This is a genomic window from Sphingomonas sp. TF3, from assembly GCF_003985085.1.
Lineage (GTDB): Bacteria > Pseudomonadota > Alphaproteobacteria > Sphingomonadales > Sphingomonadaceae > Sphingomonas.
This window is the reverse complement of record NZ_RWKS01000004.1, coordinates 56351-80078: the sequence shown is the minus strand read 5'-3', so window position 1 is coordinate 80078 and position 23728 is coordinate 56351. Positions and strand designations below refer to the sequence as shown.

Sequence of the window (23728 nt, the reverse complement as noted above, 5' to 3'; positions counted from 1 at the left end):
AGGAGGATTACCATAAGTGTGTCACTGTAGCAATACAGCGTATCGCTAAGCCGATCAGCCGCCCTGCAGCTTCTTGAGGATGCTCATCGACTGTTCCGCGCCGTTCTGCGGGGTCAACTCACCGGTGCGATCGGTGATCTCCGCCCAGTGCGCCGCAATGCCCTCCGGCGACAGGTCGTCACCGGTCAGCAGCTTGCCTTGCGTCAGCGTGACATAGGCCGCCTGGAACACGCCCGCGCCAGCACCGACGATCATGTTGGTCGGCGCGTCTTCGGACACGAGATAGAGCGCGGCGGGGGCCACCTTCTCGGGCGCGAAAGCAGCGAACGCCTCGGCCGGGAACAGGTCCTCGGTCATGCGCGTGCCCGCGGTCGGCGCGATCGTGTTGACCTTGATGTTGTTCTTGGCCCCCTCGATCGCCAGCGTCTTGGTGAGGCCGGCAAGGCCGAGCTTGGCCGCGCCGTAATTGGCCTGGCCGAAATTGCCGTAGAGCCCGGTCGAGGATGCGGTCATCAGGATGCGGCCATAATTCTGCGCGCGCATCGTTTCCCACACTGCCTTGGTGCAGTTGGCCGATCCGTTCAGGTGGACGTCGATGACGAACTTGAAGTCGGCCGGTTCCATCTTGGCGAAGCTCTTGTCGCGCAGCACGCCGGCATTGTTGATCAGGATATGGACGCCGCCCCAGGCTTCCTTGGCCTTGGCGACCATCTCGACCATCTGCTCATATTCGGTGACGCTGCCGCCATTCGAGATCGCTTCGCCACCGGCCGCCTTGATTTCCTCGACCACCTTCAGCGCGGCGTCGGAATGGCCGGTGCCATCGCGCGCGCCACCGAGATCGTTGACCACGACCTTCGCGCCGCGCCGCGCCAGCTCGAGCGCATAAGCACGGCCCAGACCACCGCCAGCACCGGTAACGATGGCGACCTTATCGTCGAAACGAATGGACATAGCAGGACTCCTCCAAGTGATTTGAGGCGCGTCCTAGGCGATTGCGCGCGTGGCGCAAGCCACGATCGCCATACTGAACTTACGAAACGGCCGACGTGCGGGAGCTGTGCACGTCGGCCGTAACGGAAAGGCTAGGGGTAATTTAACGCTTCGGGCGCGGGGTGGAATGCAGGCGCGCACCCGCCGCGTTGGAGTGTTCGCGGCAGCCATCGGTCACGGTCCGCGAGCACATCGGATAGCTCTCGGGCGGTGGGGGAGCCGGGTTCGCGGCGGGCGGTGCCATCATCGGAGCAGCTGGGGGCGGGGGAGGCGGCGGCGTCGGCGCGCCGGGCGGCGGCGGCGGAGGGGGCGCGGGCTGCGCCATGGCCGGATCGGGTGCCGGCATCGGTGCGGGTGAGGTCTGGGCCAGAGTCGGCGTCGCGACGGCGGCGGCGAGCGCCGCGATCATCATGAGCTTCATGCGGTGTCTCCTGCAAACGGGCAGCAATCTGTGCTGCTCGTCCGGTCCAACGCACATTCCCCCGCATGGCTCCCGATTTTCTTTACGCTCCCGAATCGAGCGCGTAGCCGGCCGATCGCACAGTGCGGATGATGTCGGGGCGATCGCCGCGATTGATCGCCTTGCGCAGGCGGCGGATGTGGACGTCGACGGTGCGGCTTTCGATGTCGCTATCATGCCCCCATACCGCATCGAGCAAACGCTCGCGCGAGAACACCCAGCCCGGATGCTCGAGGAAATGCTTGAGCAGCCGGAATTCGGTTGGCCCCAGAGGGATGACTTCACCCGAGCGGCGCACTTTGTGGCCGACCGTGTCCATCTCGATGTCGGAATAGGTCAGTTGCTCGCCCGCCAGTGCCGGGCGCACGCGCCGCAGCACCGCGCCGACGCGCGCGACCAGTTCGCGCGGGGAGAAGGGCTTGGTGACATAATCGTCCGCGCCCGTCTCCAGCCCGCGCACCCGGTCTTCTTCCTCGCCGCGTGCCGTCAGCATGATGATCGGCACGTTCGCCGTCTCGGGCATGCGCCGTAGGCGACGGCAGACCTCGATGCCCGACAGCCCTTCGACCATCCAGTCGAGCAGCACGATATCGGGGGTATTTTCCTTGGCGAGCAGCAAGGCTTCCTCGCCATCGGGGGTCTGCGCGATTTCGAAATCCTCGCGCTTGAAATGCCAGATCAGCAGTTCGGCGAGCGCGGCATCGTCTTCTACCAGCAACATTTTGGCGCGGGCCATATCGTTTACTCCGTTACGAGGTCGGGATGTCGCCGCGGTCGCGTTCGGCCATGTGCGTGCCGGTTGCGGCGAAATAGATCATCTCGGCGATGTTGGTGGCATGGTCACCGACACGTTCGAGATTTTTGGCGATGAACAGCAATTGCGCGACCTGACCGATCGTCTTGGGGTTTTCCATCATGTGCGTCACCAGCACGCGGAACAGGCTGTTGTAGAAATCGTCGACCTGCCGATCGCGGTCGCACACTTCGACCGCCGCCGTCGCATCGCGCGCGGCGAAGGCATCGAGCGCGTCATGCACCATCTGCACCGCCAGCGCCGACATGGCGGGCAACACCGAAAGGGGCTCGATCTCGCCATGGCTTTCGATCATCGGAACGCGCTTGGCGATATTCTTGGCGTAATCGCCGATCCGCTCGACCACACCGGCGATCTTCAGCGCAGCGACGACTTCGCGCAGATCGTCCGCGAGCGGGGCCCGCAAGGCGATGATGCGCACCGCGAGCTGTTCGACTTCGATCTGCAGCGCGTCGATGCGCTTGTCACCCGCGACGATCTCGCGCGCGCCTTCCAGGTCGTGACGGCGCAGCGCTTCCATCGCAGCCGCGATGGCGTGCTCCGCCAGCCCGCCCATTTGCGCGATCAACCCGCGCAATTGGCCAATATCTTCGTCGAAGGCTTTCACCGTATGATCGTTCAAGGGCATGGTCCTGCGTTCAGCCGTAGCGGCCAGTGATATAATCCTTGGTGCGCTCCTGCCGAGGATTGGTGAAGATGTCCGAGGTCGCGCCATATTCGACCAGCGTGCCCAGGTGGAAAAAGGCGGTGCGCTGCGACACGCGGGCCGCTTGCTGCATGTTATGCGTGACGATCACGATGGCGTAGCGGCCCTTGAGCTCGTGGATCAGCTCCTCGATCTTGGCGGTCGCGATCGGGTCGAGTGCCGAGCAGGGCTCGTCCATCAGGATCACCTCGGGGTCGACCGCGATCGCGCGGGCGATGCACAAGCGCTGCTGCTGGCCGCCCGACAGAGCGGTACCGCTTTCGGTCAGGCGATCTTTCACTTCCTCCCACAGCCCCGCGCGGCGCAGCGACTTCTCGACGATCTCGGCGAGTTGCGGCTTGTTGGCGGCAAGCCCGTGAATGCGCGGGCCGTAGGCGACGTTTTCAAAGATCGATTTGGGGAAGGGATTGGGTTTCTGAAATACCATGCCGACACGGGCGCGGAGTTGCACCACGTCCATTTCCGGCGAGTAGATGTTCTCGCCGTCAAGCGTGATATCCCCTTCGACCTTCGCCCCGGCGATCGTGTCGTTCATGCGATTGAGCGTGCGGAGGAAGGTCGATTTGCCGCAGCCGGACGGGCCAATCAGCGAGGTGACATAGTCCTGCCCGAAGGTGAGCGAAACGTCGGCAATGGCCTGTTTCGCGCCATACCACACGTTGACGTGCTGCGCGGAGATTTTCGGTTGATTGGGAATGCTCACCAGCGGGTCTCGAATTTGTTACGGAGGTAGATCGCGAAGCCATTCATCGCGAGCAGGAAGACGAGCAGCACGATGATCGCCGCGCTGGTTTTCTCAACGAAACCGCGGTCGATCTGATCGGACCAGAGGAAGATCTGCACCGGCAGCACGGTTGCCGGATCGGTCAGCCGCGCCGGGGGCGAGGCGATGAACGCGCGCATCCCGATCATCAGCAGCGGGGCGGTTTCGCCGAGTGCGCGCGCCATGCCGATGATCGTGCCGGTCAGGATGCCGGGCAGCGCAAGGGGCAGGACATGGTGGAACACCACCTGGATCGGGCTTGCGCCGACGCCCAGCGCAGCATCTCGGATCGACGGCGGCACCGCCTTTATCGCATTCCGCCCGGCGATGACGATCACCGGCATCGTCATCAGCGCCAGCGTCAATCCGCCGACGATCGATGCCGAGCGCGGCATGCCGAAGGTGCCGAGAAACACCGCCAGCCCGAGCAGCCCGAAGATGATCGAAGGGACCGCCGCGAGGTTGTTGATCGATACCTCGATCAAATCGGTCCAGCGGTTCCGCGGGGCGTATTCTTCGAGATAGAGCGCGGAAAGAACGCCGATCGGAAACGCGATCAGCAACGTCACCAACATCGTGAACAGCGATCCCTTGAACGCGCCCCAGATCCCGGCGCGGGTCGGGTCGTTGGAATCGGAGGCGGTCAGGAAGGGCAGGTTGAACCCGGTCGAAATCGCGCCGCGTGCCTGCAACGTCGCGACGATCGCCTCGGCGGCGGGATCGCCCTGGCGCTTGGCGGCGACGTCGATCGTGTCGGCGGCCGGCACCCAAATGATGCTGCGCCCACGGAGGATGGCGGGGTCGCGCTTCACCGCCTCACGGACGCTGAGCCAGGCACCGTCCGATAGCCACTGGTCGCCGTTCTTGCCGAAAGCGGCGATTGCGGCGTCGTCGGTCGCGCGTTCGATTCCGGCACCGGCCAGCGCCAGGTCGGCACCCGGACCGTGCAGCCGGTTTGGGTCGAGCATCAGCCCGGCGCGTGGGAAATCGATCGGGAGCGCGATCCGCGTTTGCAGGAAGCCGCTCGCACCGTTCATCACCATGGTGACGAGCAGCACCGCAAGAAACCCGGCCGAGAGGATTACCGCAGCGAGGCCGAGCAACCGAAAGCGTTGCTCCGCACCATATCGTCGGCGGATACGCCGCTGCATGGCGGGGGCACGCCAATCGGTCGGCTCGCGGTCGCGGGCGGGGTTTGTGGGTTGGGCGACGGGACTGTCACTCATAAGCTTCGCGATACCGTTTGACGACCGTCAGCGCGACGATGTTGAGGAGCAAGGTAATGACGAACAGCGTCAGCCCGAGCGCAAAGGCGGCGAGCGTCTTCGGGCTGTCGAACTCGGCCTCGCCGGTGAGCAGGTCGACGATCTGCTTGGTGACGGTGGTGGCGCTGGCAAACGGATTGAGCGTCAGCGTGGCAACGCCCGATGCAGCCATCACCACGATCATCGTCTCGCCTACCGCGCGGCTCACCGCGAGCAGCACGCCGCCAACCACGCCCGGCAACGCTGCCGGAAGCAATACCCGCTGGATGGTTTCAGACGTCGTCGCACCCATCGCCAGACTGCCGTCGCGCATCGCATCGGGCACGGCGGCGAGCGAATCGTCGGCCATCGACGAGACGAACGGGATGATCATCACCCCCATCACCAGCCCGGCGGCGAGCGCGCTTTCCGAACTGGCCCAGGTGATCCCGATCGATACCGCGAAATCGCGCACCGCCGGGGCGACCGTCAACGCCGCGAAATAGCCGTAGACAACGGTCGGAACGCCCGCGAGCACCTCCAGGATCGGCTTCATCCAGCGACGCGCGGCGGGCGTCGCATATTGGGTGAGGTACACCGCGCTCATCAGCCCGAACGGTATCGCCACCAGCATGGCGATCACCGCGCCGATGAAAAACGTTCCCCAGAACAGCGGCACCGCGCCCAGCGTTTTGCCTGGGGCGGCGGGATCGATCACTTGCGGGCTCCAATGCGTCCCGAACAGAAAATCGCCAATCGGCACGATATTGAAAAAGCGCCAGGATTCGAACAGCAGCGACGCGACGATGCCGATCGTGGTGAGGGTTGCGATCAGCGAAGCCGCGAGCAGCCCGGCCATCATCACCCGTTCGATCTTGGTGCGGGCGCGGAAATCGGGGCGGACGCGGGTATAGGCGAAGCCGCCGGTCGCAAAGCTCAGCAACAGTGCAACGGCCGCACCGATCCAGTCATTGCGGGTCTGCGCGGCCGCATAAGCGGGCGCGAGTTGCTTGGACAGGGGATTGAACGCCCCGAAGCTGTTGCCCGAGGCGAGACTGCGCGCCTCCGACAGGATGGCTGCGCGGTTGAACCCCGGCGGGGGCAATTGTGCCGCGGCGGGGTCGCGCAACACGCGGTCGGTCACCAAGGCCGGTGAGGTCGCCGACCAGACACAGAGAAACAGGGCAGCGGGGATCACCGTCCACAAGGCGACATAGCCGCCGAAGTGCGAGGGCAGCGAGCTGAACCGCGCGGTACTGCCACGGCGAAAGCTGACGGCGCGCAACCGCGCCGTCAGCCAGCCGATCAGGCCGAGCCCGGCGATGACCAGGAAAAGAGCGAGCATGGACAAAGCGAGGGTTCGACTTCGAATAAGAGTGTTGGACTTGGACTAGAGCAGCTTCTTGGGGTCGAGCAGGATCTCTTCCTTCAGGATCTGCGCGCTGCGCTTGCGCACGTCATCGGGGGCTGCGATCAGGCCTTTGGCGACAAGCGGACCCTTGGGGTCCCACGAAGCGGCATACAGCGCGAGAAAGTCGCGCAGGCCCTTGATCGCGCTGAGATGGGCTTTTTTGACGTAGAGGAACAATGGGCGCGATCCCGGATAGGCCCCGCGCGCGATCGTCTCATAGGTCGGCTCGACCCCGTTGATCGGCACGCCGTTCAGCTTGTCCTTATTCTCTTCGAGATAGGAATAGCCGAAGATACCGATCGCATTCGGGTTCGATTGCAGTTTCTGCACGATCAGATTGTCATTCTCGCCAGCGTCGACATAGGCACCGTCCTCCCGGATCGCGGTACAGCCCTTGGCATAAGCCGCCGGGTCTTTGTCCTTATGGTCGGCCAGCGTCGGGTTGATCGCGTCGCAGCCCTTGGCGAGGATCAGTTCGGCCAGCGCGTCGCGGGTGCCGCTGGTCGAGGGCGGACCATAGACCTGGATCGGCACCGCTGGCAGCGACGGATTGACGTCCTTCCACGTCTTGGCGGTGTTCTTCTGGCCCATCGGGGAGGCGGCGAGCGCTTTATAGATATCGACCGCCGTCAATTGCAGCTTGGGGCCGCCTTTCGATTCGGCGAAGGCGATGCCGTCGAGGCCGATCTGCGCCTCGATAATGTCGCTGACGCCATTGTCCTTACACGTGTTGTTGTCCTTACACGTGTTGTATTCAGTGGCCTTCATCCGGCGCGAAGCATCCTCGATATCAGGATGTGCAGCCCCGATCCCGGCGCAAAACAGCTTCATGCCCGCACCCGTACCGGTCGACTCGATCGCGGGAGATTTGGTGCCGGGGGTCTTGTTGACGAATTGCTCGGCGACAATCGTCGTAAACGGAAAGACCGTCGATGACCCAACGACCGTGATGTGGTCGCGCGAGCCCGCGCCGCCGCCATTCGCCTGATCCTGACAGCCGGTGAGTGTCAGCGCTGCCGCACTCGTGGCAAGAGCGAGTATCGCACATTTCCTGATCATGGAATCTCCCCTCGGGCACTGGACGGCCCCGGACTCGGGCTACCACGACGACCTGGTGCCTGTGTGACATTGACGTTACCGTTTAATGACAGCGGCATTCGGATCCGAACTTGCGGGGGTGGCTTGATATGTCTGGACGTGGGCGGGCAGCATGACGGTGACCGTCGTACCCTTGCCCAACAGACTTGTGACGTCGAAGCGGCCGCGATGGCGCTCGATAATATGTTTGACGATCGCCAGGCCAAGTCCGGTTCCGCCCGCCGCACGGCTGCGGCCCGGATCGACGCGGTAGAACCGTTCGGTCAGGCGCGGAAGATGCTCGGGCGCGATCCCGTCGCCTTCGTCGGCGACGCTGATCCGCACCGTGCCCGCCGCATCGCGCCACAATTTGATGGTGATCGGCGACCCCGGTCGCCCATATTTCATGGCGTTGCCGATGAGATTGTGGAGCACCTGGCTCAATTGGGCGCGGTCGCCCGCGACCGGCGGGACGCCAAGATCGATATCGGTTACAATGTCACCGCTGCGCTTGTCCTGCGCGTCCAGCAGTTCGGAGCGAACCTCGCTGATCAACGCGCCGAGATCGACCGCCCGATCTGGCAAGCGATATTTCTCGGCCTCGATTCGGCTGAGCGAAATGAGATCCTCGACCAAGCGCTGCATGCGGCGCGCTTCGTCAAACATGATCTTGAGGAAGCGGCCCCGGACCTGCGCATCCTCGCCGGCTTTGTCGTCCCCCAGCGTCTCGATATAACCGAGGATCGACGCGAGCGGGGTGCGCAGTTCGTGGCTGGCATTGGCCACGAAATCGACTCGCATCCGCTCGGCGGCATAGTTGCCGGTCTGGTCGACCAGTTGGACGATCCGCTGCCCACCGCTGGCGCGGGTGACGTGCATTTCCCAATGCTGGTCCTTCGTGCCCAGCCCGACCAGGTTGATCGGCCCTTGCGGCACTCCGCTGGTGGGGCTGGCCAGGCGCTCGGCGGCACCGGGGTGGCGGATGGCGACACGGACATCCTCGCCGACAATATGCTTGCCGAGCAGCGCCAGGGCGACCGTGTTGGCGTGGGTGACGCGCCCGTCCGCCACGATCAGCACGGGTTGCACGATCGCCTGGATGATCTCTTGCACGTTCGGGGGGCTGGGCTGGCGCACGCTTTCGACCGGGCGCAGCATTTCGATCGGGCCGTCGCCGGTGCCCGTGGCCGCCAACGCCGCAGCGATACCACCGACCAGCGTTATGATCGCGGGCTGCAGATCCCAATCGAGCAAAAAGACCGCGATCGCCGCCACGACGACGAGGGCGATGGCAGTAATCGTTCGAGAGCCGAAACCTTGGAGCATGCGCTGCGCCTTAGCCTAAAGATCGTTAACCCCGATAGCCTTGCTTGCCAGCCTTTTGCGAATGTGAAAGGGCTAGTGCAATGAACGACGATACGCCTGAACTCCCCAACACTACGCGCCGCCGGGCGTTGATGCTTGGCGCGGTCGGCGCGGCAGCGGTGGTGTCGATCCGCCCGGCGCTGGCGTCGACGGCGGCATCGATTTCGACCTGTGAGATCCCGGTGCCGGATTCGGGGCGCGCGGGCAGCTATATCGCCGCCGACGGGACGGTGGTGCCAGCCGGCACGCGGGGTGCGTTCGCGCCGCCGGGCCGACCGTTCAAAGGCGAAGAGGTCAAGACCGCGCTGGCGGGTGGTCAATTGCCCGGCACTAATTACGAGCAGAGCCGCGCTTACACCAATTACATCCGGCGGCTGCAATCGGGGACGAGTGGGTTCACCTGCTTCGCATCGCTGCAAATGCCGCGCGGCTGACGCCGTGGACGATTCCCGTGGCGATATCGTGTATCGCATGGCGCGGCCGGAAACGCTGAAGATCACGCACCTCGACAGCTTCACCGCGGTGTATCACCGCGCGTCGGGCATCACGCATTTGGTCACGTCGCCCGTACCAGAGATTCTCGCGGCTTTGGGCGAAGCAGGGATGCGGCGCGTCGATTTGATGGCGCGCTTGTCGGTGGATTATCTGCTGGGCGATGCCGACGAAGCGGCGTTGGACGCGCGGCTCGACGAACTGGTGACAGCCGGTCTGGTCGCGGTCGCATGAGGCACGTGTTTCAGGTGCGAATTGGTCCGGTCGGATTTCGCATTGGCTCGGACTGGCGCGCGCCGATCGCGCAGCTCGAAACGCTCTATGCCGCTTATCCCAAGCCGGAGGACGGTGTGGCCGATTTCACCGTGCGCCTGTTCGTGGCGCGGCCTTGGCGGCGGGTCGTGCGGCCAGCGGTGATGATTGGCGGCGATTATGTTCTGCCCGAGGCGGCACCGCTTCCGCTCGCGCAAGGGTTGCTCGCCGCCGAAATGGGGATGAATTTGCAGATGGCGCTGGGCCAGCGGCATTTCCTGCTGCTCCACGCTGCCGTGGTCGAACGTGACGGGCAGGCGCTGATCCTGACGGGCGTATCGGGTGCTGGCAAATCGACCTTGGCGGCGTTGCTGTCGCTGCGCGGCTGGCGCTTGATGGGTGACGAGTTCGCCCTGCTCGATCCCGCGACCGGCTTGCTGCACGCCTTTCCCCGGCTGGTCAGCCTCAAGAACGCCAGCGTCGCAACCGTCGCTGCCGAAGTGCCGGCCGATCGGCTCGGGCCGGTGCTCGAGGGCACGCCCAAGGGCACCATCCGCCATCTTGTTCCCGATGCGGCGGCGCTGGCAGCGATGGATGTTCCGGCCAGACCTGCGCTGATTCTGTTCCCGAGTTTCGGCTACGACTCGGCCACGCGCGATGTGGCGCAAAGCGAAGTGTTCGTACGTCTTACCCAGGCCTCGACCAATTATGTCGCGATGGGCGAGCGCGGCTTCGATGCGCTGACCGCGCTGGTGCAGGGCGTGCCTGCGCGCGCGATCGACTATCCCGATACCGATGGCGCGATCGCGCTGGTGGAGGCGGCATGGGCCGCACGCTAGACAGCTGGCTGCTTGCACAGGCGCTGCGCGATCCTGGTGGCACGGTGGCGCTGGGTGCGGATGGATGGACTGACTTGCTCGCCATTGCCCGCGCCGAACAGATGATCGGGACGCTGGCGTGGCGGCTCGATGGTCTAGCGGTGCCGCCATCGGTCGCGCGCATCCTCGCCGACGCGCGGGCGTCCGCCGAACAAGGGCGGGTGGCGGCTTTGTGGGAGGCGGAGGCGGCGCGGCGCGTGCTGTTGCCGCTCGGCGTGCGTGTCGTTCTGCTCAAGGGCACCGCCTTTGTCGCGGCGGGCTTGCAAGCGGGGCAGGGGCGCTCGATCGGCGATCTCGACATCCTCGTGCCGCGCGCGGCGCTGGATGCGGTCGAGGCGGCGCTGCTGGAGGCTGGCTGGGAATGGGTAAAGCCCGATCCTTATGACGATGCGTATTACCGGCAATGGATGCACGAACTTCCCCCGCTCATCCACCGCGACCGTGACCGGATGATCGACGTCCACCACACCATCCTGCCGCTGACCGCGCGGATTACCCCGGATGCGGACGCGCTGTTGGCGGATGCGGTGGAGCTGAAGCCCGGTCTGTGGGCGCTGTCGCCCAATGATATGCTGGTCCATGCAGCAGCGCACCTGTTCGCCGATGGCGATCTGGCGGGCGGCATGCGCAATCTGTGGGACGTGCACTGCCTGGTGGCCGAGTTCGGTGCCGATGGCCTCGCCGGGCGGGCGGCGCAGCATGGCCTGTCGCACGAAGTGGCGCGGGCGCTGCGGCTGGCGGCGGCGCTTTATGGCGAGGGCGCGCAATTGACCCCGGTCGACCGCCTCTACCTACGCCGCCTCACCGCGCGCGATGGCTGGGGCAGGGCGACGCGGCCCTTTACGCGCATGGCCTTTTACATCCGCTCGCACTGGCTGCGCATGCCGTCCGCAATGCTGGCGCGGCACTTGTGGACCAAGTGGCGCAAGGGCGGGGCGGGGCCTGTCTCAGCCTGACAGGCGCTCCAGCGTCGGCACCAGTGCGTCGAACGAATCGATCACGGCGTCCGCGCCCATCTCCTCGACCGGGTGGAGAAGGAAGCCGAAGCTGACGGCGATACCCGGGATTTCGGCATTCCTCGCCGCCATGATGTCGTAAATCGAATCCCCGACGAACGCCGTCGTCCCGCTGCCGCAGCGCCGGATCATTTCGTCGATCGGGGCGCGGTTGGGCTTGGACAGGCCGGGGCCCAGCGTGTCGCCTCCGATGATCGTCGCGAACCGCTCGCGCAGGCCGAGATCGTCGAGCAAGCGCAGCGCAAAATCTTCGAACTTGTTGGTCACGATCGCCACCGTCACGCCCATCGCGTCGAGCTGGTCGAGTGCCGCGACTACGCCCGGAAAGGGCCGTGTATGCACCGACAGGTGCTCGCCATAATAAGCCAGCATCCGCTTGTAGAGCGGTCGGAACGTTTCGGGCGAGCTGCCTCCTGTCGCCTCCAGTCCCTGGCTCAACATATGCTTGGCCCCGCCGCCGACCATCGTTTTGACCTGCTCGACCGTCAGTAACGGTCGCCCGGCAAAGGCAAGCGTGTGGTTGACGGCATCGGTCAGGTCGCCGCTGCTGTCGACCAAGGTTCCGTCGAGGTCGAAACCGACGATGGAGAAGGAATTCTGTGTCATTTGACGATGCCTGACAGGGTTGCTCTGGAAATGGCAAGTGTGTCGTGGCAGGGGGGCACGCATGACCATCCCTTCCGTACCGAACATCGCCGCCGTCATCCTCGCTGCCGGCAAGGGAACGCGTATGAAATCGGATCTGCACAAGGTGCTGCATCCAATCGCCGGGCACCCGATGTTGCTGCATCTGGCGGAGAGCGTCGCCGCGCTGAACCCGGAGCGTACCGTCGTGGTAACAGGCGCTGGGCGCGAGCAGGTCGAGGCGGCGGTCGCGCCGCTCGGCATCGTCACGGCGATACAGGCCGAACAGCTCGGCACCGGCCATGCGGTCGCGCAAGCCGAAGCTGCGCTAGCGGGTTTCGAAGGTGACGTGCTGGTTCTTTATGGCGATGTGCCGTTGGTATCCTCGGCGACGATGGCGGCGATGGTCGCGCGGCTGCACGCGCCCGATTCGCCTGCCGTCGTGGTGCTCGGCTTCCGCCCCGCCGATCCCGCCGCTTATGGCCGGATCATTGCGGACGAAGCGGGCGTCATCGCCAAGATGGTCGAATATAAGGACGCAAGCGAGGCCGAGCGCGCGATTAACCTGTGCAATTCGGGGCTGATGGCGGTGCGCAGCGCCGATCTGTTCGCGCTGCTGGCGCGCGTCGGCAACGATAATGCGGCGAGCGAATATTATCTGCCCGACGTGGTCATGCTCGCCGCTGCGGATGGACGCGCCTCGGCGGTGATCGAAACGAGCGCGGCGGAAGTCGCCGGGATCAACAGCCGCGCCGAACTCGCGGGCGTCGAACTGTCCTGGCAAAATGCGCGCCGCGCCCAGGCGATGGCGGATGGCGCAACGCTGATCGCACCCGAAACCGTGTGGTTCGCTTATGATACCGTGCTGGGGCGCGATGTCGTGATCGAGCCCAATGTCGTGTTCGGTCCCGGCGTCACCGTCGCCGATGACGTGGTGATCCACGCCTTTTCGCATATCGAAGGGGCGACGATCGGCGCCGGCGCGGAGGTTGGCCCGTTCGCGCGGTTGCGCCCCGGTGCGGTGCTGGGCGAGCATTCCAAGATCGGCAATTTCGTCGAAATGAAGAAGGCCGTGCTCGGCGCGGGTGCAAAGGCCAGCCACCTCACCTATCTTGGCGATGCCGAGGTCGGGCCCGGCGTCAATATCGGCGCAGGCACGATCACCTGCAATTATGATGGCTTTTTCAAATACAAAACGGTTATCGGCGCGGGCGCGTTCATCGGGTCTAACTCGGCGCTGGTCGCCCCGGTCACCATCGGCGCGGGCGCGATTGTCGGGGCCGGGTCGGTGATCACCGGCGATGTCGATGCCGACGCGCTCGCGCTCGCGCGCGGCAAGCAGGAAGCGCGGCCCGGCTGGGGCAAGCGCTTCCGCGACGCGATGATGGCGAAGAAAGCCGCCACCAAGAAATAGCCCGGTCCGGGCAACGGAGAGACGAAACTATGTGCGGTATCGTAGGCATTCTCGGCAAGGGCGCGGTCGCGGACCGGCTGCTCGACGGGCTCAAGCGGCTCGAATATCGCGGCTATGATTCTGCGGGCATTTGCACCGTGCACGATGGCGAATTCGATCGCCGCCGCGCGCCGGGCAAGCTCGTCAATCTCGCCGCCGAACTGGCCAAAGACCCGCTGCCCGGCGACAGCGGCATCGCCCACACTCGCTGGGCGACGCATGGCGCGCCGACCGTCGACAATGCCCACCCGCATATCGTGGGGGACGTGGTGCTGGTCCACAACGGCATCATCGAGAATTTCAAGCCGCTGCGCGATGAACTGATCGCTGAGGGGCGGCAGTTCAAGTCCCAGACCGACACCGAAGTCGTCGCGCATCTCATCGACCGCGAATTGTCGCGCGGGTTCAAGCCGCGAGAGGCTGTCGCCAACGTCCTCCCGCGCCTGCACGGTGCCTTCGCGCTGGGCGTCATGTTTAAGTCCGAGCCCGATCTGCTGATCGGCGCACGGCTCGGCGCACCGCTCACCGTCGGTTACGGTGATGGCGAGAATTTCATCGGTTCGGACGCGCTCGCGCTCGCCCCGCTGACCCAGCGCATCGCCTATCTCGAAGAGGGCGACTGGGCCGTCGTCACGCGCGAAGCGGTGCAGGTCTATGACAAGGACAACAATCCGGTCACCCGCCCGATCGTCAATTCGGGCGCCTCGGGCCAGTTGATCGACAAGGGCAACCATCGCCACTTCATGCTCAAGGAAATTTACGAGCAGCCGGTGGTGGTCGCGCAGACGCTGCGCAGCTATCTGCGGCCGCTGGAAGAGCGCGTCGCTTTGCCCGATATGGAGTTCGATCTCGCCTCGGTCGAGCGCGTCGCGATCGTCGCGTGCGGCACCGCGTCCTATGTCGGCATGATCGGCAAATATTGGATCGAGCAACTCGCGCGCGTCCAGGTCGAAGTCGATGTCGCCTCCGAATTCCGCTATCGCGATCCGGTGCTCACCCCCAACATGCTGGGCGTGGTCATCTCGCAGTCGGGCGAGACTGCCGATACGCTGGCAGCGCTGCGCCACATGAAGGCGGCGGGGCTGACCACGGCGGGCATCATCAACGTCCCCACCAGCTCGATGGCGCGCGAAGTCGATCTGCTGTTGCCGACCCATGCCGGCCCCGAAATCGGCGTGGCCTCGACCAAGGCCTTCACTTGTCAGCTCGCCGTCATGGCGGCGCTCGCGGTCAATCTCGCCCGCGCCAAGGGGCAGTTGACGCCAGAGGCCGAGCGCGAAATCGTTGGCCATCTGCAGGAAGTGCCGCAGGCGATGAGCCGCGCGATCGCGCATGACGAGGAAATCGCCGCGATGGCCCCCAAGATCGCGGTGGCGCGCGACGTGCTGTATCTGGGCCGCGGGCCGGATTATCCGCTGGCGCTGGAAGGCGCGCTGAAGCTGAAGGAAATCAGCTACATCCATGCGGAAGGCTATGCCTCGGGCGAGATGAAGCACGGGCCGATCGCCTTGATCGACGACACAGTCCCGCTGATCGTGCTCGCGCCCTCCGGCCCGTTGTTCGACAAGACCGTCAGCAACATGCAGGAAGCCCAGGCGCGTGGCGCGCTGGTCGTGCTCATCTCGGATGCGGACGGGATTGCGCAGGCAGGCGAAAACACTATTGCAACGATCGAAATGCCCAAGGTTCATCCCATCATCGCCCCGCTCGTCTACGCCGTGCCGGTGCAATTGCTCGCTTATCATGTCGCCGTTGCCAAAGGCACCGATGTCGATCAGCCCCGCAACCTTGCCAAGTCGGTGACCGTGGAATGACGGCACCGTTGATTGCCGGGGTCGTGACCCGCGCGAATTGAGTTGTGCCAATTGTAATTAGGTCGTTCCAAATCGAAGTTGTGCCACTTGGGACGGTGAATGAAGTTCTGCCGTTTCTGATGATCTCGCTTGGGAGGCGACGTTCAGAGGATGTGCTGGTTCATTGCCGCGCGCACCAGCGCGAGATCGTCGCCCTTAATGCCGAGCGCTCGCGCGACGCGCCAGGGTTGGCGCATTTCGGGGTGGCTCGCCAAGTAGGATCGGATGCGCCTTGTTCGGAATTGCGAAGCGTCCTCAACGGCCTTTCGGACTACGCTCCCAGTCTCGGGAAGGCGCATCAGCCGCTTCTGCAAATAGCCCGGCCTGCCAAGCTCCCGCTCGATAGCAGGCAGCGTCACACGCTGCGCCGGATCGACAGAGAGAATCGTGCTGGCAGCAGCCAGGGCTTGTTCCGCCATCGCCGCGTCAATGGCGTCCCAGTCAAGGCGCCCTCGCCGTGCTCGGGATCGACTTACGCTAACCTTGGCGCCGCATAGGGCTGGCGCGGCCCACGGCCTCCTACGGGAGCCACTCATGCCCCAGACACCTTCGATGCCGAGCCTAGCCATCTCCGAGATGACGGTTTTCGGATCAAGCGACACGGCGCGGCTGATCGACCGAAGCGACTCACCCTGTGCGATCAGCCCTCGCAGCGCGGGGCCTAGCAGCGGCCCATAGCTGGAGTAGACCGGATGTCCGATGTCGCCGCCGGCGGATCGCCCTCGCGCATAAACATAGCCGCAGGAGCAGACGAACCTACCGATCTGACCACCGTGATTAGCAACAACGCGGAGGTCGGTCACAACGGGCTGGCCGAAATGGTCCGCCAGAGGGTTCCTGCATTTCCACGGACCCGTGCCGAACGGCGCCGTGAACTTGGTAACCACCACTTCCTCGCCTTCGAGGAAGGCCATCATCAGACTGTGATAGAGAGGGTGAAGCGACCGGCGCTGCGTGCGCGCCAGCTGCGGTAGCCAAATGTCCATTGCCTCAGCCGAGAGGACGTCAGGCAGCAAATCGCGGAGGTGACCGAAGCGCGCTGCGAAGCGCGAACGAAGCAGTTCCTGATCGACGCGCCGCCACGATCGCATAAGCCCGACCGCGCGAAGCCTCTCGACCACTGCGGTCGCGTCGAGCGTCCACGGGACCGTGCCTAACAATGTGCGCACCTCGACCCGAGCCAACGCCATGATAGCACCGTCAGTCCCGCCCATGTCCTGCGCATCCGCCCGACACGCCTGCGGCCCCGCGGCAAGGAAGGTATGCCGGCTCATTGACCGCAGGTCCACGGCGCTTTCGCGCAAGCTGCATCCGTGCGTCAGGCAGACGAACGCGCCAGGCAGCTGATGCTGGCGCCGCCACCAACTGGCGCCCGCCTGCCTCTCGTCCACCGCAACGCACTCCGGGCAGAAGCGCAGGCGATAGATCCGCGCCACCCTGGAGGCAGCGAGGCCCAGGCCGACATGACTGGCGCCACCGCCTTCGATACAGGCCTCTCCAGCCGCCGCCCGCTGTCGAGGTGACGCCGTGGCCGTCAGGTATTCAAATAGAGTGTGCGCGTGTAGCAGGGCGCCAGCATTCAGCGAGAGTTCCGGAGGCGACCTTTCAGACAATGCCGACAGGCGGCCAGGAAGGTCGTAGCTCGCGACGATGTGCCGTTCGCCGAACAGGGTCTCGAGCAGCGCGCTAGTCCCCGGCCAGCACGTCTGCTGTGCATATCGGGCCACCAGGCTGAATACGAGTTCGTCATCCTGCGGTGCGAGGAAGTCAGGTAGCACCATGCTATTCGGCTGCCGGGACGCCCGCCGCCTCGGCATCGGCATCGGTATCGCCGCGGTTGCGGACGTCGTCGGGGTCGGTCACCTCCGCCCTGACCGGACGCGGGCGGGGGGTGCTCCTCGGCTTCTTCTCCGCCCTCGCCGACGCCTCGGAAGCCAGCCGCTTTACGACATCCACCATCGCGAACATGCTGCCGGAGGGAACCTCAGCCTCGGCCTGGCAGATGATCCGGTCGATCAGGTCCTGCTTGAAACCGAGAGAAACGAGTTCTCCGCGCAGTTCGGGAAACGACTTTTTCTCATCGGCGAATTTCTCTTCAGCCCGCTCCTTGGCCCTACGGCGGTAATACTCGTCCGAGCTCAGACCGGCCAAGCCGGCAAACACATCGTCCATCGAGATCTGGAATCCCGAGATGTCACGATATCGACGCAGCGCTTCGGTATCGTTGGCCCGCATCGCCGCGATCATCGGGGCGACCATCCTGAAGCGGCTTGCCGCAACCTTTTCGATCACGTCCCGGGTGATGATCTCGGGAAACGGCACCCTCGACGTCTCCGCGGCGACCATGAGCTCCATCTGCACGAGCATGAACAACTTCACGGCGAGATCGGGGACGCCCTGGCACTGCTCGTACATCGCCGACGCAAGGTCGGCGTCCAAGGGGGTGTCGATGGCGGTCCACTGGTAGCGCCAGAGCTTCTCGAGCCACGCGTTCCACTGCGCGTCGTCGGACATGCGGTCCCAGATATCCGAGCCGAAGCCATCGCCACGCCGACCGGCATGCAGCCCGGCGTGGAAGATCTCGGAGGCCGCGGCCGTGCCCACCAGCAGCACGGGGATGCCGACAGTGTTGATGAGCAGGACGATGAACCTCATCAGCGAGTTCTTGTCCTGAGCAGGGGCGTCGAGCAGGTTCTGGATCTCATCGATGACCAGGACGCCGACAGCGTGCAGGTGGCACAGGTGCTGGACGTGCAGGAGCATGGTCTCCGCTCCGACACGATCGTGCCCGAACTTCTTGGAGTAGCGCCTCCATCCGATTGCGTCGTCGAGCGCCGCGAAGAAGTTCTTGCAGAGCTGCTTCACACCGCGGTCGGCAGGGCATTCGACCGTGAGCGCTGTCACCTGCGTGAGGAAACCACCGGCCGTCACATGCTTGGCCGTGGCGGGGAAGGAGCGCAGGGCTAGCCTGACCGTGCGCGTCTTCCCAGTGCCAGGGACGCCCAGCAGAGCTGAGCTGCTGGCGACACGATCGAGCGCGCGACGCGACACATACTCCTCGTCCCCGCTGTCGAGACGCTCGATGGCTTCCTGCAGGAAGCCCTGATGGCCGCCGTCGTTCGGATCCCGATGACGGTATCCGTCGCGGATTAGCAACTGGATGCGCTCGGCGAGGAGCAGCTGGCGGGTCATCGGGAAATAAGCGTCGAGGAGCCGAAGGCAGCAAGCACGCCGATACGCAAAGTGTTGCTCCCTGTCCTTCCGCGAGAAGGCCGGGAGCACGCACATCGCGTCATGCTGCTGCGCGAACGAGCGCAGCGGGCCGACGACGGCGGCGAACGCGTTGTTCTCGTATTCGGGCGGCAGGGGGATCGTCAGCTCACTCATCGTCGGTTTCCCAGCCCTTGAGGGGCATGTCAGAGGCAAAATCGGGAATGGAAAAGCCAGCCTGGCCACCGCCGGGGAAGGCCAGGACGTTCGCAGACGATCCATCGTCGCCGTCGCCGCCGGCCGCGTCGGAATGTGCGCCTAGACCGGCGGCGTAGCGTTCCGCCTCAGCGGCCCGGTCGATCTCAAGTTCAGCCGCGCGATTGTCTCGAATATTTTTCACCTGCGAAGCCACGGAGCCCCCGACCACCCCGGCCGACTTGAGCTTGGCGCGCTCGGCGATGGCGATCACCTTTGCATCGGTGTTGGCGCGGGAGACTGTCTCCTGGTCGCGCCTGTTGGCCTTCCGCGACGAAGACTGGCGGCGGCGGCCCTCCTCCTCCCAAGCGGTAAGATCGCGATCCTCCACAACGCCCTTGCTGATCCTGCGCCCGACCTCGAAGCCGGGACTGCCGGGGACGTGGACCATGATCGTCGAGGTGCGGCGCTTGTCGTAGGAAACCCTGACACCATACGAGTTCCGCTGGCGTGCCTTCACGAACCAATCCCGCTTCTGAGCGGTGGGACAGGTGTAGTAGCGACCCTCGAACACGATGCCGGCCTCGGTCACCACCGCATCTGCCTGCGGCATCAGGCCGAACCTGAGGCGGTCGTAGTCAGGCTGCCGCGGAATGCCGCTCAGATTGACGATGCCCCAGTTCCACAGGTCGCGCGGCACGGAGGGAACGTCCTGCTCGTCGAGCATCTCGTGACGGGGATATCCATCAATCTCCTTGTCGTTGTTGTGATACAGCACCAGCTCGATGATGATCCGAGTCAGGTCGTCCATGTCGAGCACGGCGTCGGCCCTGTAGTCACGCGATCCGCGTTGCCTGAAGTCTGTCTCGATGTAGCCGGGGACGAACGGCTTGAAGATCGCCGGCAACGTCCGAAAGCAGGATTCCACGATACCCTTCCAGTCGCCGCGGTAGGGTGCTGCATTCTCGACCACGATATTCATCAGGTCGATCATGTTGTCCGCGAACTGACGCTCCATCTCGCCCTTGTCGCCAAGAACGGCCGCGGGGATTACGTTGGCGGGCCAGTCCTCCTCCGTGATCGTGACGTCGTGCCTGCGGCAGAACTCTACCTTGTCCTCGGCGCAGTTCGCCAACGCCATCATGGCGGCCACCCACGACGGATTCTCCAGGCCGATGTAGATCCCGACGATGAGGCGGGAAAAGGTGTCGATGACCACATACAGGGTCGGCCGGCCGATGAGCACGCGGCTGTTCGCTCGCGAACGGACATAGATGTCGAGCACGGTGGCATCGATCTGAAAACGGCCACCAGGACCCCAGGTGATCGACAGTGACGTCTTGAGAATCGGCCGGTTCTTCTGATCCCAGATGCGGGCCTTGTTCCGCTTCCGCCCAAGGGCGTTCAGGTCCACGACCTTGGGCGCCCAGTATCGGAACTGCTCGTAGGTCGGGAGACCCAGCTCCCGATAGCGGTCCTTCGGAAGGTGAGTGCCGCCCTCCAGCGCATCGCCAACAATGTCCATGAAGAACAGCCGCATGCACAGGTTGTAGGCACCGCGCATGTCGAGCTTCTTGTTGTCCGCCCAGAAGCGGCGGAGCGACAGCGCGAAGAGCCGCTTCATCTCGCCGTCGACGTTGAGGCCCTCGGGGTGTCCGGGGGCTGGCTTCCTGCCGAGCTTCTGCAGCTCCTCCACCGGCCGGCGCTCGCTCTTGCCGCACTTCTCCCACGCGCGGAGCGAGTCCTTCGTCATCCCGCCCTTGAATGCCCGCTTGAGCAGGTTCTCGACGTGCCTGCGAGACACGCGGTTGCCCGTCGTCGCGGAGTCGGCGACGATCTGCCGGATCAGCTTCGAGCGTTTCTTCTTTTCGAAGATCGCAGGGATATGCTCCTCGAAAAGGGAGCCAAGCAGATTCCAGTTTGCGTCACGTTTCTCAAGCTGCGTCTTCGTCAGCGACGACAGCGGAGGGTAGACGGGCGGCTCACCCGGCTCGTGTTGCCAAGCGTGCTCGCGAACCATCGCGGTGGCGTGGGCGAAGGGCACCAGCTCGGGCCAGCTGACATCATCGAGACGCATCAGCGCCAGCGCCTGCCTATCGGCGGAAACCCAGATGACGCGAGCCTCGCAGTCTACGAGGCCGCCGATCTTCAGCACGTCCCAAGGCAGAATGCCGAGGTCGCCATCGTCTGTGAGCTCGCTCGTCACGCTGATCTCGCCAGAGCGCCGTGCTGGGCTGCGACGGTGAACTGGCCGAGCGGACCCCATGCGTCGTAGAGTCGGTCGGTCGAGGTGGTGACGCGGCCGTTGGCCGCGAGGTGCCGAATGGCGGCGAGCGTCGTGCCCGGCGTCCACTGCTCATCGGCATCGACGCGCTCCATGAAGCCGCCAGCCCGCTGGTCCTGCGCGCAGGCGAGATGAACCAGGACGCGGTCGCACTTGGCTCGGAAGAGCCGGGCAGCATCCTCGCCCATGAAGTCGAGCGTGAACCACTCGTGCAGCCACATCAGCTTGCGCCACTGGTCCTCCGGAATGTCGTCCAGGAACAGCAGCAGCCAGGTGATGCCGAGACCGCGCCAATAGCGGCGCTCGATCTCGAGCTTGTCGCGCTCGCGCAGAGTAAGCTGTTCCTCTCGGGACTTGATCGAGATCGCCAGCCGACGCCGCCCCGTCCCAGGGGGGAGTTCGAAGGAGAGATCCTGGTCGACACCGTTCACGTCGAGCAACAGGTCCGTCGTCATGACCACGTCCACCCTCCCGTCCGCCGGGTGAACGACGCCCATCTCTTGGGCGATCCGCCTGGTCACATCGCGGGGCAGGGGGAACTGCTCCCTGATGTCCGTAACTGCGTGGCTCCAGTCGCATTCGAGGAAAACGGCCCGTTCCACTCCGCTGAGCAACTGGTGGATCCGGCCGGTCGTGACGCCGAGCACACGCACCGAGAGGCCGTGGGAGGGGACGTCGTGCATCGTCAGCCAAGGCCTGTAGGAAGCTCCGCGACCTAGGCCACGGGCTTCCTTCGTCCACCTGCTGATCTTGCGCTCACTCAGCGCGTAACGCGATCCACCCATAATACACCTCAGTTTAGCACCCAACACATAGTTGCTGCACTATCGATGCGCAACAGTGCTGCTCGGTGCTTGTCCCAGCTTGAAACAAGGAGTAGGCTATGTCAGAGCTAGCATTTGCAGACGCGCGCGCGCTCGTCGGGCAAGTCACCGCGATGGAGGTCGCCACGGAAGCCGAAGATCTCGACGTGTCATTCCGGACGGATCCCCAATGGGTGCAGCTGCCGCCCGCAAGGAAGTCCGCAGCGCTGACGCGTCTCCATGCACTTTCGCTTTACGATGGATTGAAACGCCCCACGAAGAAGGATGCTGAGGCAGCCGCTGCCAAGCTCAAGGTCAAGCTGCGCACGTTCTACGCCATGCTGCGCGACTGGCGCGACCAGCAGCGCTCGGTCTTCGCGCTCGTTCCGTATCGTCAGGCGGATGGCGGCCGCAACTCGAAGCTGGCCGACGACGCTTTAGAGAAGCTGACGCTGATCATCGACGAGATCCTTCGGCATGACCCAGGCGCAGCGCCCGGCGAGGTCATCCGGACCGTTTCGACCAAATGGGGTCGGAGCCTGAAGAAGCCCAGCGACGTGACCATCCGCAACTATCTGGACCGCGCGCTCGCCAGCCACGATCCCGAACCGGGCACGCTAAAACTGAGGACGGGAAGCGGCGAGGCTGGGGCGACTGTGACCGCGGAGCGTTTCGGCGAGGTGATTGTCATCGATCACACTGCCCCCGCCCGCATCCTCGTCGATGGCGAGGCCGTCACCAGCCCGGTGATAACGATCGCGATCGATCTATGGAGCGGGGCCCCCATCGGCGCTGCGGTGTCGCTGGATGGACCATCCCCCGAGGCTGTGCTTGACGCCTTGGCAGACGCAATGGAGCGGCTGGACACCGGAATGCCGGAAGGCGAACTGATCGAGCCACGCATCCTCATAGCGACGACGCCCGAGCAGGAATGGAGCGAGGCTCTGCTGATCTTGGAAGATCAGGGGTGCGAGATATTGGAGCAGCGCGACCACCGGTTGCGCTTCGGCACATATGCCAAGAGGCTGCTGGGGCCGCAGTTGGCGAGCATCCCGCTGCAGGCATCGAAGGCGGGCAGGCAGGTCGAGGGCGGATCGATCGACGTCGAGCAGGACGCCCTACTGACATTGCGAGAAATGCAGTTCCTGGTGGACGACGCCATCTCCAAGATGATGAAGCGCCGGGTTCCGGATGGCGCGGTCGGCGGGCACGTCCGGCTAGGTTTGTCCGCGTTGGTCGGCCGCTTGAGCCTGACCCAAAGGTGGAGGCCGCTCATCGATCTCGGCAGTGAGGGGCGTCTCCATCATGTCGGCATGGAAGCGCATGACATCGCTCAGGGTCTGGATGTGCATGGCACTGACGCGCAGCGGAAAACATACCTGCGCGAGCTGGCTGAGCGAATTGCCGACGAGGATCTGCTCGATGTCCTGGTTCAGGCGCCAGACGAGAACCGCGGTCACTGGGAAGTCGAAGTCCTATTGCTCCCGGACAGCAATGCCTACGCGGTATGGATCGAGTTGGCCGAGCTGGCGCTGGACCTCGGCGATCAGGGCATTGCCGTAATTTTCGCAGTCACCGCGGATGAAGCGAGCACGCGCCGACATGAAAGCGCGGTTCGCGATGGTCCGATCATCACGGTGACGCGGTCGGGAACGCCGCGCATGGGAACCACACGTGAGCCCGTTCCGAGCATCGATCCGTCGCTAGACCGCGACTAGGCACTCCCAGAATCCATGATCGAGTTGTAACATTCTCGGAACCGGGCCGCAGCATCTAACTCCCTGACGGCGCGGTGCGGAAGGCATGCCTATCGAGTGCATGTACGCGCAAATGCT

At 64.6% G+C, this 23728-nt stretch carries 21 protein-coding genes; 7 read left to right on the top strand and 14 right to left on the bottom strand.

Annotated features, from left to right (window positions below; translation table 11 throughout):
- Positions 1-54: 54 nt before the first annotated feature.
- The 9 genes from EJC47_RS04435 to EJC47_RS04395 form a co-directional block, all read right to left on the bottom strand.
- On the bottom strand, positions 55-954 hold the full coding sequence (locus EJC47_RS04435) for an SDR family NAD(P)-dependent oxidoreductase (RefSeq protein WP_126845660.1): 900 nt from the start codon (positions 952-954) through the stop codon (positions 55-57).
- 142 nt (positions 955-1096) lie between these two features.
- Positions 1097-1414: a hypothetical protein gene (locus EJC47_RS04430; protein ID WP_126845659.1), complete on the bottom strand. Its 318-nt coding sequence runs from the start codon at positions 1412-1414 to the stop codon at positions 1097-1099.
- Positions 1415-1496: 82 nt separating this feature from the next.
- Positions 1497-2189, bottom strand: a complete 693-nt coding sequence (phoB, locus tag EJC47_RS04425; RefSeq protein ID WP_010187105.1) for a phosphate regulon transcriptional regulator PhoB — start codon at positions 2187-2189, stop codon at positions 1497-1499.
- Between the two features lie 13 nt (positions 2190-2202).
- Entirely contained in the window at positions 2203-2895 is a 693-nt protein-coding gene (gene phoU / locus EJC47_RS04420) for a phosphate signaling complex protein PhoU (protein ID WP_126845658.1), read from the bottom strand.
- A gap of 10 nt (positions 2896-2905) precedes the next feature.
- Positions 2906-3676, bottom strand: a complete 771-nt coding sequence (pstB, locus tag EJC47_RS04415; protein ID WP_033964220.1) for a phosphate ABC transporter ATP-binding protein PstB — start codon at positions 3674-3676, stop codon at positions 2906-2908.
- Positions 3673-4962 (bottom strand): phosphate ABC transporter permease PstA, encoded by a 1290-nt coding sequence (gene pstA / locus EJC47_RS04410; protein ID WP_033964214.1) that lies wholly within the window; start codon positions 4960-4962, stop codon positions 3673-3675. The genes pstB and pstA overlap by 4 nt, the downstream gene beginning before the upstream one ends.
- The gene (pstC, locus tag EJC47_RS04405) at positions 4955-6325 is read right to left on the bottom strand and encodes a phosphate ABC transporter permease subunit PstC (RefSeq protein ID WP_405052997.1); all 1371 of its coding nucleotides are present in this window, start codon (positions 6323-6325) and stop codon (positions 4955-4957) included. Before pstC ends, pstA begins: the two co-directional genes overlap by 8 nt.
- A gap of 45 nt (positions 6326-6370) precedes the next feature.
- Positions 6371-7450, bottom strand: a complete 1080-nt coding sequence (locus EJC47_RS04400; RefSeq protein WP_126845656.1) for a substrate-binding domain-containing protein — start codon at positions 7448-7450, stop codon at positions 6371-6373.
- 75 nt (positions 7451-7525) lie between these two features.
- Entirely contained in the window at positions 7526-8794 is a 1269-nt protein-coding gene (locus tag EJC47_RS04395) for an ATP-binding protein (RefSeq protein ID WP_126845655.1), read from the bottom strand.
- Between the two features lie 80 nt (positions 8795-8874).
- Between EJC47_RS04395 and EJC47_RS04390 the strand changes: the two genes are divergently transcribed.
- Genes EJC47_RS04390 through EJC47_RS04375 form a run of 4 tightly spaced genes read left to right on the top strand, consistent with a single transcriptional unit; the run spans position 8875 to position 11411 of the window.
- Positions 8875-9267, top strand: a complete 393-nt coding sequence (locus EJC47_RS04390) for a hypothetical protein (protein WP_010403104.1) — start codon at positions 8875-8877, stop codon at positions 9265-9267.
- 4 nt (positions 9268-9271) lie between these two features.
- On the top strand, positions 9272-9559 hold the full coding sequence (locus EJC47_RS04385; RefSeq protein WP_260591474.1) for an HPr-rel-A system PqqD family peptide chaperone: 288 nt from the start codon (positions 9272-9274) through the stop codon (positions 9557-9559).
- Positions 9556-10416 (top strand): HprK-related kinase A, encoded by an 861-nt coding sequence (locus EJC47_RS04380; RefSeq protein WP_126845654.1) that lies wholly within the window; start codon positions 9556-9558, stop codon positions 10414-10416. The genes EJC47_RS04385 and EJC47_RS04380 overlap by 4 nt, the downstream gene beginning before the upstream one ends.
- Entirely contained in the window at positions 10401-11411 is a 1011-nt protein-coding gene (locus EJC47_RS04375; RefSeq protein ID WP_126845653.1) for a nucleotidyltransferase domain-containing protein, read from the top strand. Before EJC47_RS04380 ends, EJC47_RS04375 begins: the two co-directional genes overlap by 16 nt.
- On the opposite strand, the gene EJC47_RS04370 is transcribed toward EJC47_RS04375, so the two are convergent.
- Positions 11403-12077 carry an HAD-IA family hydrolase gene (locus tag EJC47_RS04370; protein WP_126845652.1) on the bottom strand — a complete coding sequence of 225 codons (675 nt, stop codon included), beginning with the start codon at positions 12075-12077 and terminating at the stop codon, positions 11403-11405. The two genes, EJC47_RS04375 and EJC47_RS04370, sit on opposite strands and share 9 nt — an antisense overlap.
- Positions 12078-12138: 61 nt before the next feature.
- Between EJC47_RS04370 and glmU the strand changes: the two genes are divergently transcribed.
- Together glmU and glmS are read left to right on the top strand one after the other, a co-directional pair.
- Complete coding sequence (gene glmU / locus EJC47_RS04365) at positions 12139-13509, top strand: bifunctional UDP-N-acetylglucosamine diphosphorylase/glucosamine-1-phosphate N-acetyltransferase GlmU (protein WP_126845651.1); 1371 nt, start codon at positions 12139-12141, stop codon at positions 13507-13509.
- Between the two features lie 29 nt (positions 13510-13538).
- Complete coding sequence (glmS, locus tag EJC47_RS04360; protein WP_126845650.1) at positions 13539-15362, top strand: glutamine--fructose-6-phosphate transaminase (isomerizing); 1824 nt, start codon at positions 13539-13541, stop codon at positions 15360-15362.
- Between the two features lie 143 nt (positions 15363-15505).
- On the opposite strand, the gene EJC47_RS04355 is transcribed toward glmS, so the two are convergent.
- From EJC47_RS04355 to EJC47_RS04340, 4 genes are read right to left on the bottom strand one after another with little or no spacing between them, the layout of a single operon-like run.
- A complete protein-coding gene (locus EJC47_RS04355) occupies positions 15506-17182 on the bottom strand; it encodes a TnsD family Tn7-like transposition protein (RefSeq protein WP_185867559.1) in 1677 nt (558 codons plus the stop codon).
- A 1-nt stretch (position 17183) separates the two neighbouring features.
- Complete coding sequence (locus EJC47_RS04350) at positions 17184-18788, bottom strand: ATP-binding protein (protein WP_185867558.1); 1605 nt, start codon at positions 18786-18788, stop codon at positions 17184-17186.
- Entirely contained in the window at positions 18781-21012 is a 2232-nt protein-coding gene (locus tag EJC47_RS04345) for a DDE-type integrase/transposase/recombinase (protein ID WP_185867557.1), read from the bottom strand. Before EJC47_RS04345 ends, EJC47_RS04350 begins: the two co-directional genes overlap by 8 nt.
- The gene (locus tag EJC47_RS04340) at positions 21009-21773 is read right to left on the bottom strand and encodes a TnsA endonuclease N-terminal domain-containing protein (RefSeq protein ID WP_185867556.1); all 765 of its coding nucleotides are present in this window, start codon (positions 21771-21773) and stop codon (positions 21009-21011) included. The genes EJC47_RS04345 and EJC47_RS04340 overlap by 4 nt, the downstream gene beginning before the upstream one ends.
- A 200-nt stretch (positions 21774-21973) precedes the next feature.
- Between EJC47_RS04340 and EJC47_RS04335 the strand changes: the two genes are divergently transcribed.
- Positions 21974-23611, top strand: a complete 1638-nt coding sequence (locus EJC47_RS04335; RefSeq protein WP_126845645.1) for a hypothetical protein — start codon at positions 21974-21976, stop codon at positions 23609-23611.
- Positions 23612-23728: the final 117 nt, after the last annotated feature.

What these genes read in the sequence shown, in the direction of transcription:
- EJC47_RS04335 (WP_126845645.1), top strand. Translation starts at nt 21,974, where the DNA reads ATGTCAGAGCTAGCATTTGCAGACGCGCGCGCGCTCGTCGGGCAAGTC.
- EJC47_RS04435 (WP_126845660.1), bottom strand. Translation starts at nt 954, where the DNA reads ATGTCCATTCGTTTCGACGATAAGGTCGCCATCGTTACCGGTGCTGGC.
- EJC47_RS04395 (WP_126845655.1), bottom strand. Translation starts at nt 8,794, where the DNA reads ATGCTCCAAGGTTTCGGCTCTCGAACGATTACTGCCATCGCCCTCGTC.
- phoB (WP_010187105.1), bottom strand. Translation starts at nt 2,189, where the DNA reads ATGGCCCGCGCCAAAATGTTGCTGGTAGAAGACGATGCCGCGCTCGCC.
- phoU (WP_126845658.1), bottom strand. Translation starts at nt 2,895, where the DNA reads ATGCCCTTGAACGATCATACGGTGAAAGCCTTCGACGAAGATATTGGC.
- EJC47_RS04400 (WP_126845656.1), bottom strand. Translation starts at nt 7,450, where the DNA reads ATGATCAGGAAATGTGCGATACTCGCTCTTGCCACGAGTGCGGCAGCG.
- EJC47_RS04370 (WP_126845652.1), bottom strand. Translation starts at nt 12,077, where the DNA reads ATGACACAGAATTCCTTCTCCATCGTCGGTTTCGACCTCGACGGAACC.
- glmS (WP_126845650.1), top strand. Translation starts at nt 13,539, where the DNA reads ATGTGCGGTATCGTAGGCATTCTCGGCAAGGGCGCGGTCGCGGACCGG.
- EJC47_RS04355 (WP_185867559.1), bottom strand. Translation starts at nt 17,182, where the DNA reads ATGGTGCTACCTGACTTCCTCGCACCGCAGGATGACGAACTCGTATTC.
- pstA (WP_033964214.1), bottom strand. Translation starts at nt 4,962, where the DNA reads ATGAGTGACAGTCCCGTCGCCCAACCCACAAACCCCGCCCGCGACCGC.
- pstC (WP_405052997.1), bottom strand. Translation starts at nt 6,325, where the DNA reads ATGCTCGCTCTTTTCCTGGTCATCGCCGGGCTCGGCCTGATCGGCTGG.
- glmU (WP_126845651.1), top strand. Translation starts at nt 12,139, where the DNA reads ATGACCATCCCTTCCGTACCGAACATCGCCGCCGTCATCCTCGCTGCC.
- EJC47_RS04390 (WP_010403104.1), top strand. Translation starts at nt 8,875, where the DNA reads ATGAACGACGATACGCCTGAACTCCCCAACACTACGCGCCGCCGGGCG.
- EJC47_RS04430 (WP_126845659.1), bottom strand. Translation starts at nt 1,414, where the DNA reads ATGAAGCTCATGATGATCGCGGCGCTCGCCGCCGCCGTCGCGACGCCG.
- EJC47_RS04350 (WP_185867558.1), bottom strand. Translation starts at nt 18,788, where the DNA reads ATGAGTGAGCTGACGATCCCCCTGCCGCCCGAATACGAGAACAACGCG.
- EJC47_RS04375 (WP_126845653.1), top strand. Translation starts at nt 10,401, where the DNA reads ATGGGCCGCACGCTAGACAGCTGGCTGCTTGCACAGGCGCTGCGCGAT.
- EJC47_RS04380 (WP_126845654.1), top strand. Translation starts at nt 9,556, where the DNA reads ATGAGGCACGTGTTTCAGGTGCGAATTGGTCCGGTCGGATTTCGCATT.
- EJC47_RS04340 (WP_185867556.1), bottom strand. Translation starts at nt 21,773, where the DNA reads ATGCACGACGTCCCCTCCCACGGCCTCTCGGTGCGTGTGCTCGGCGTC.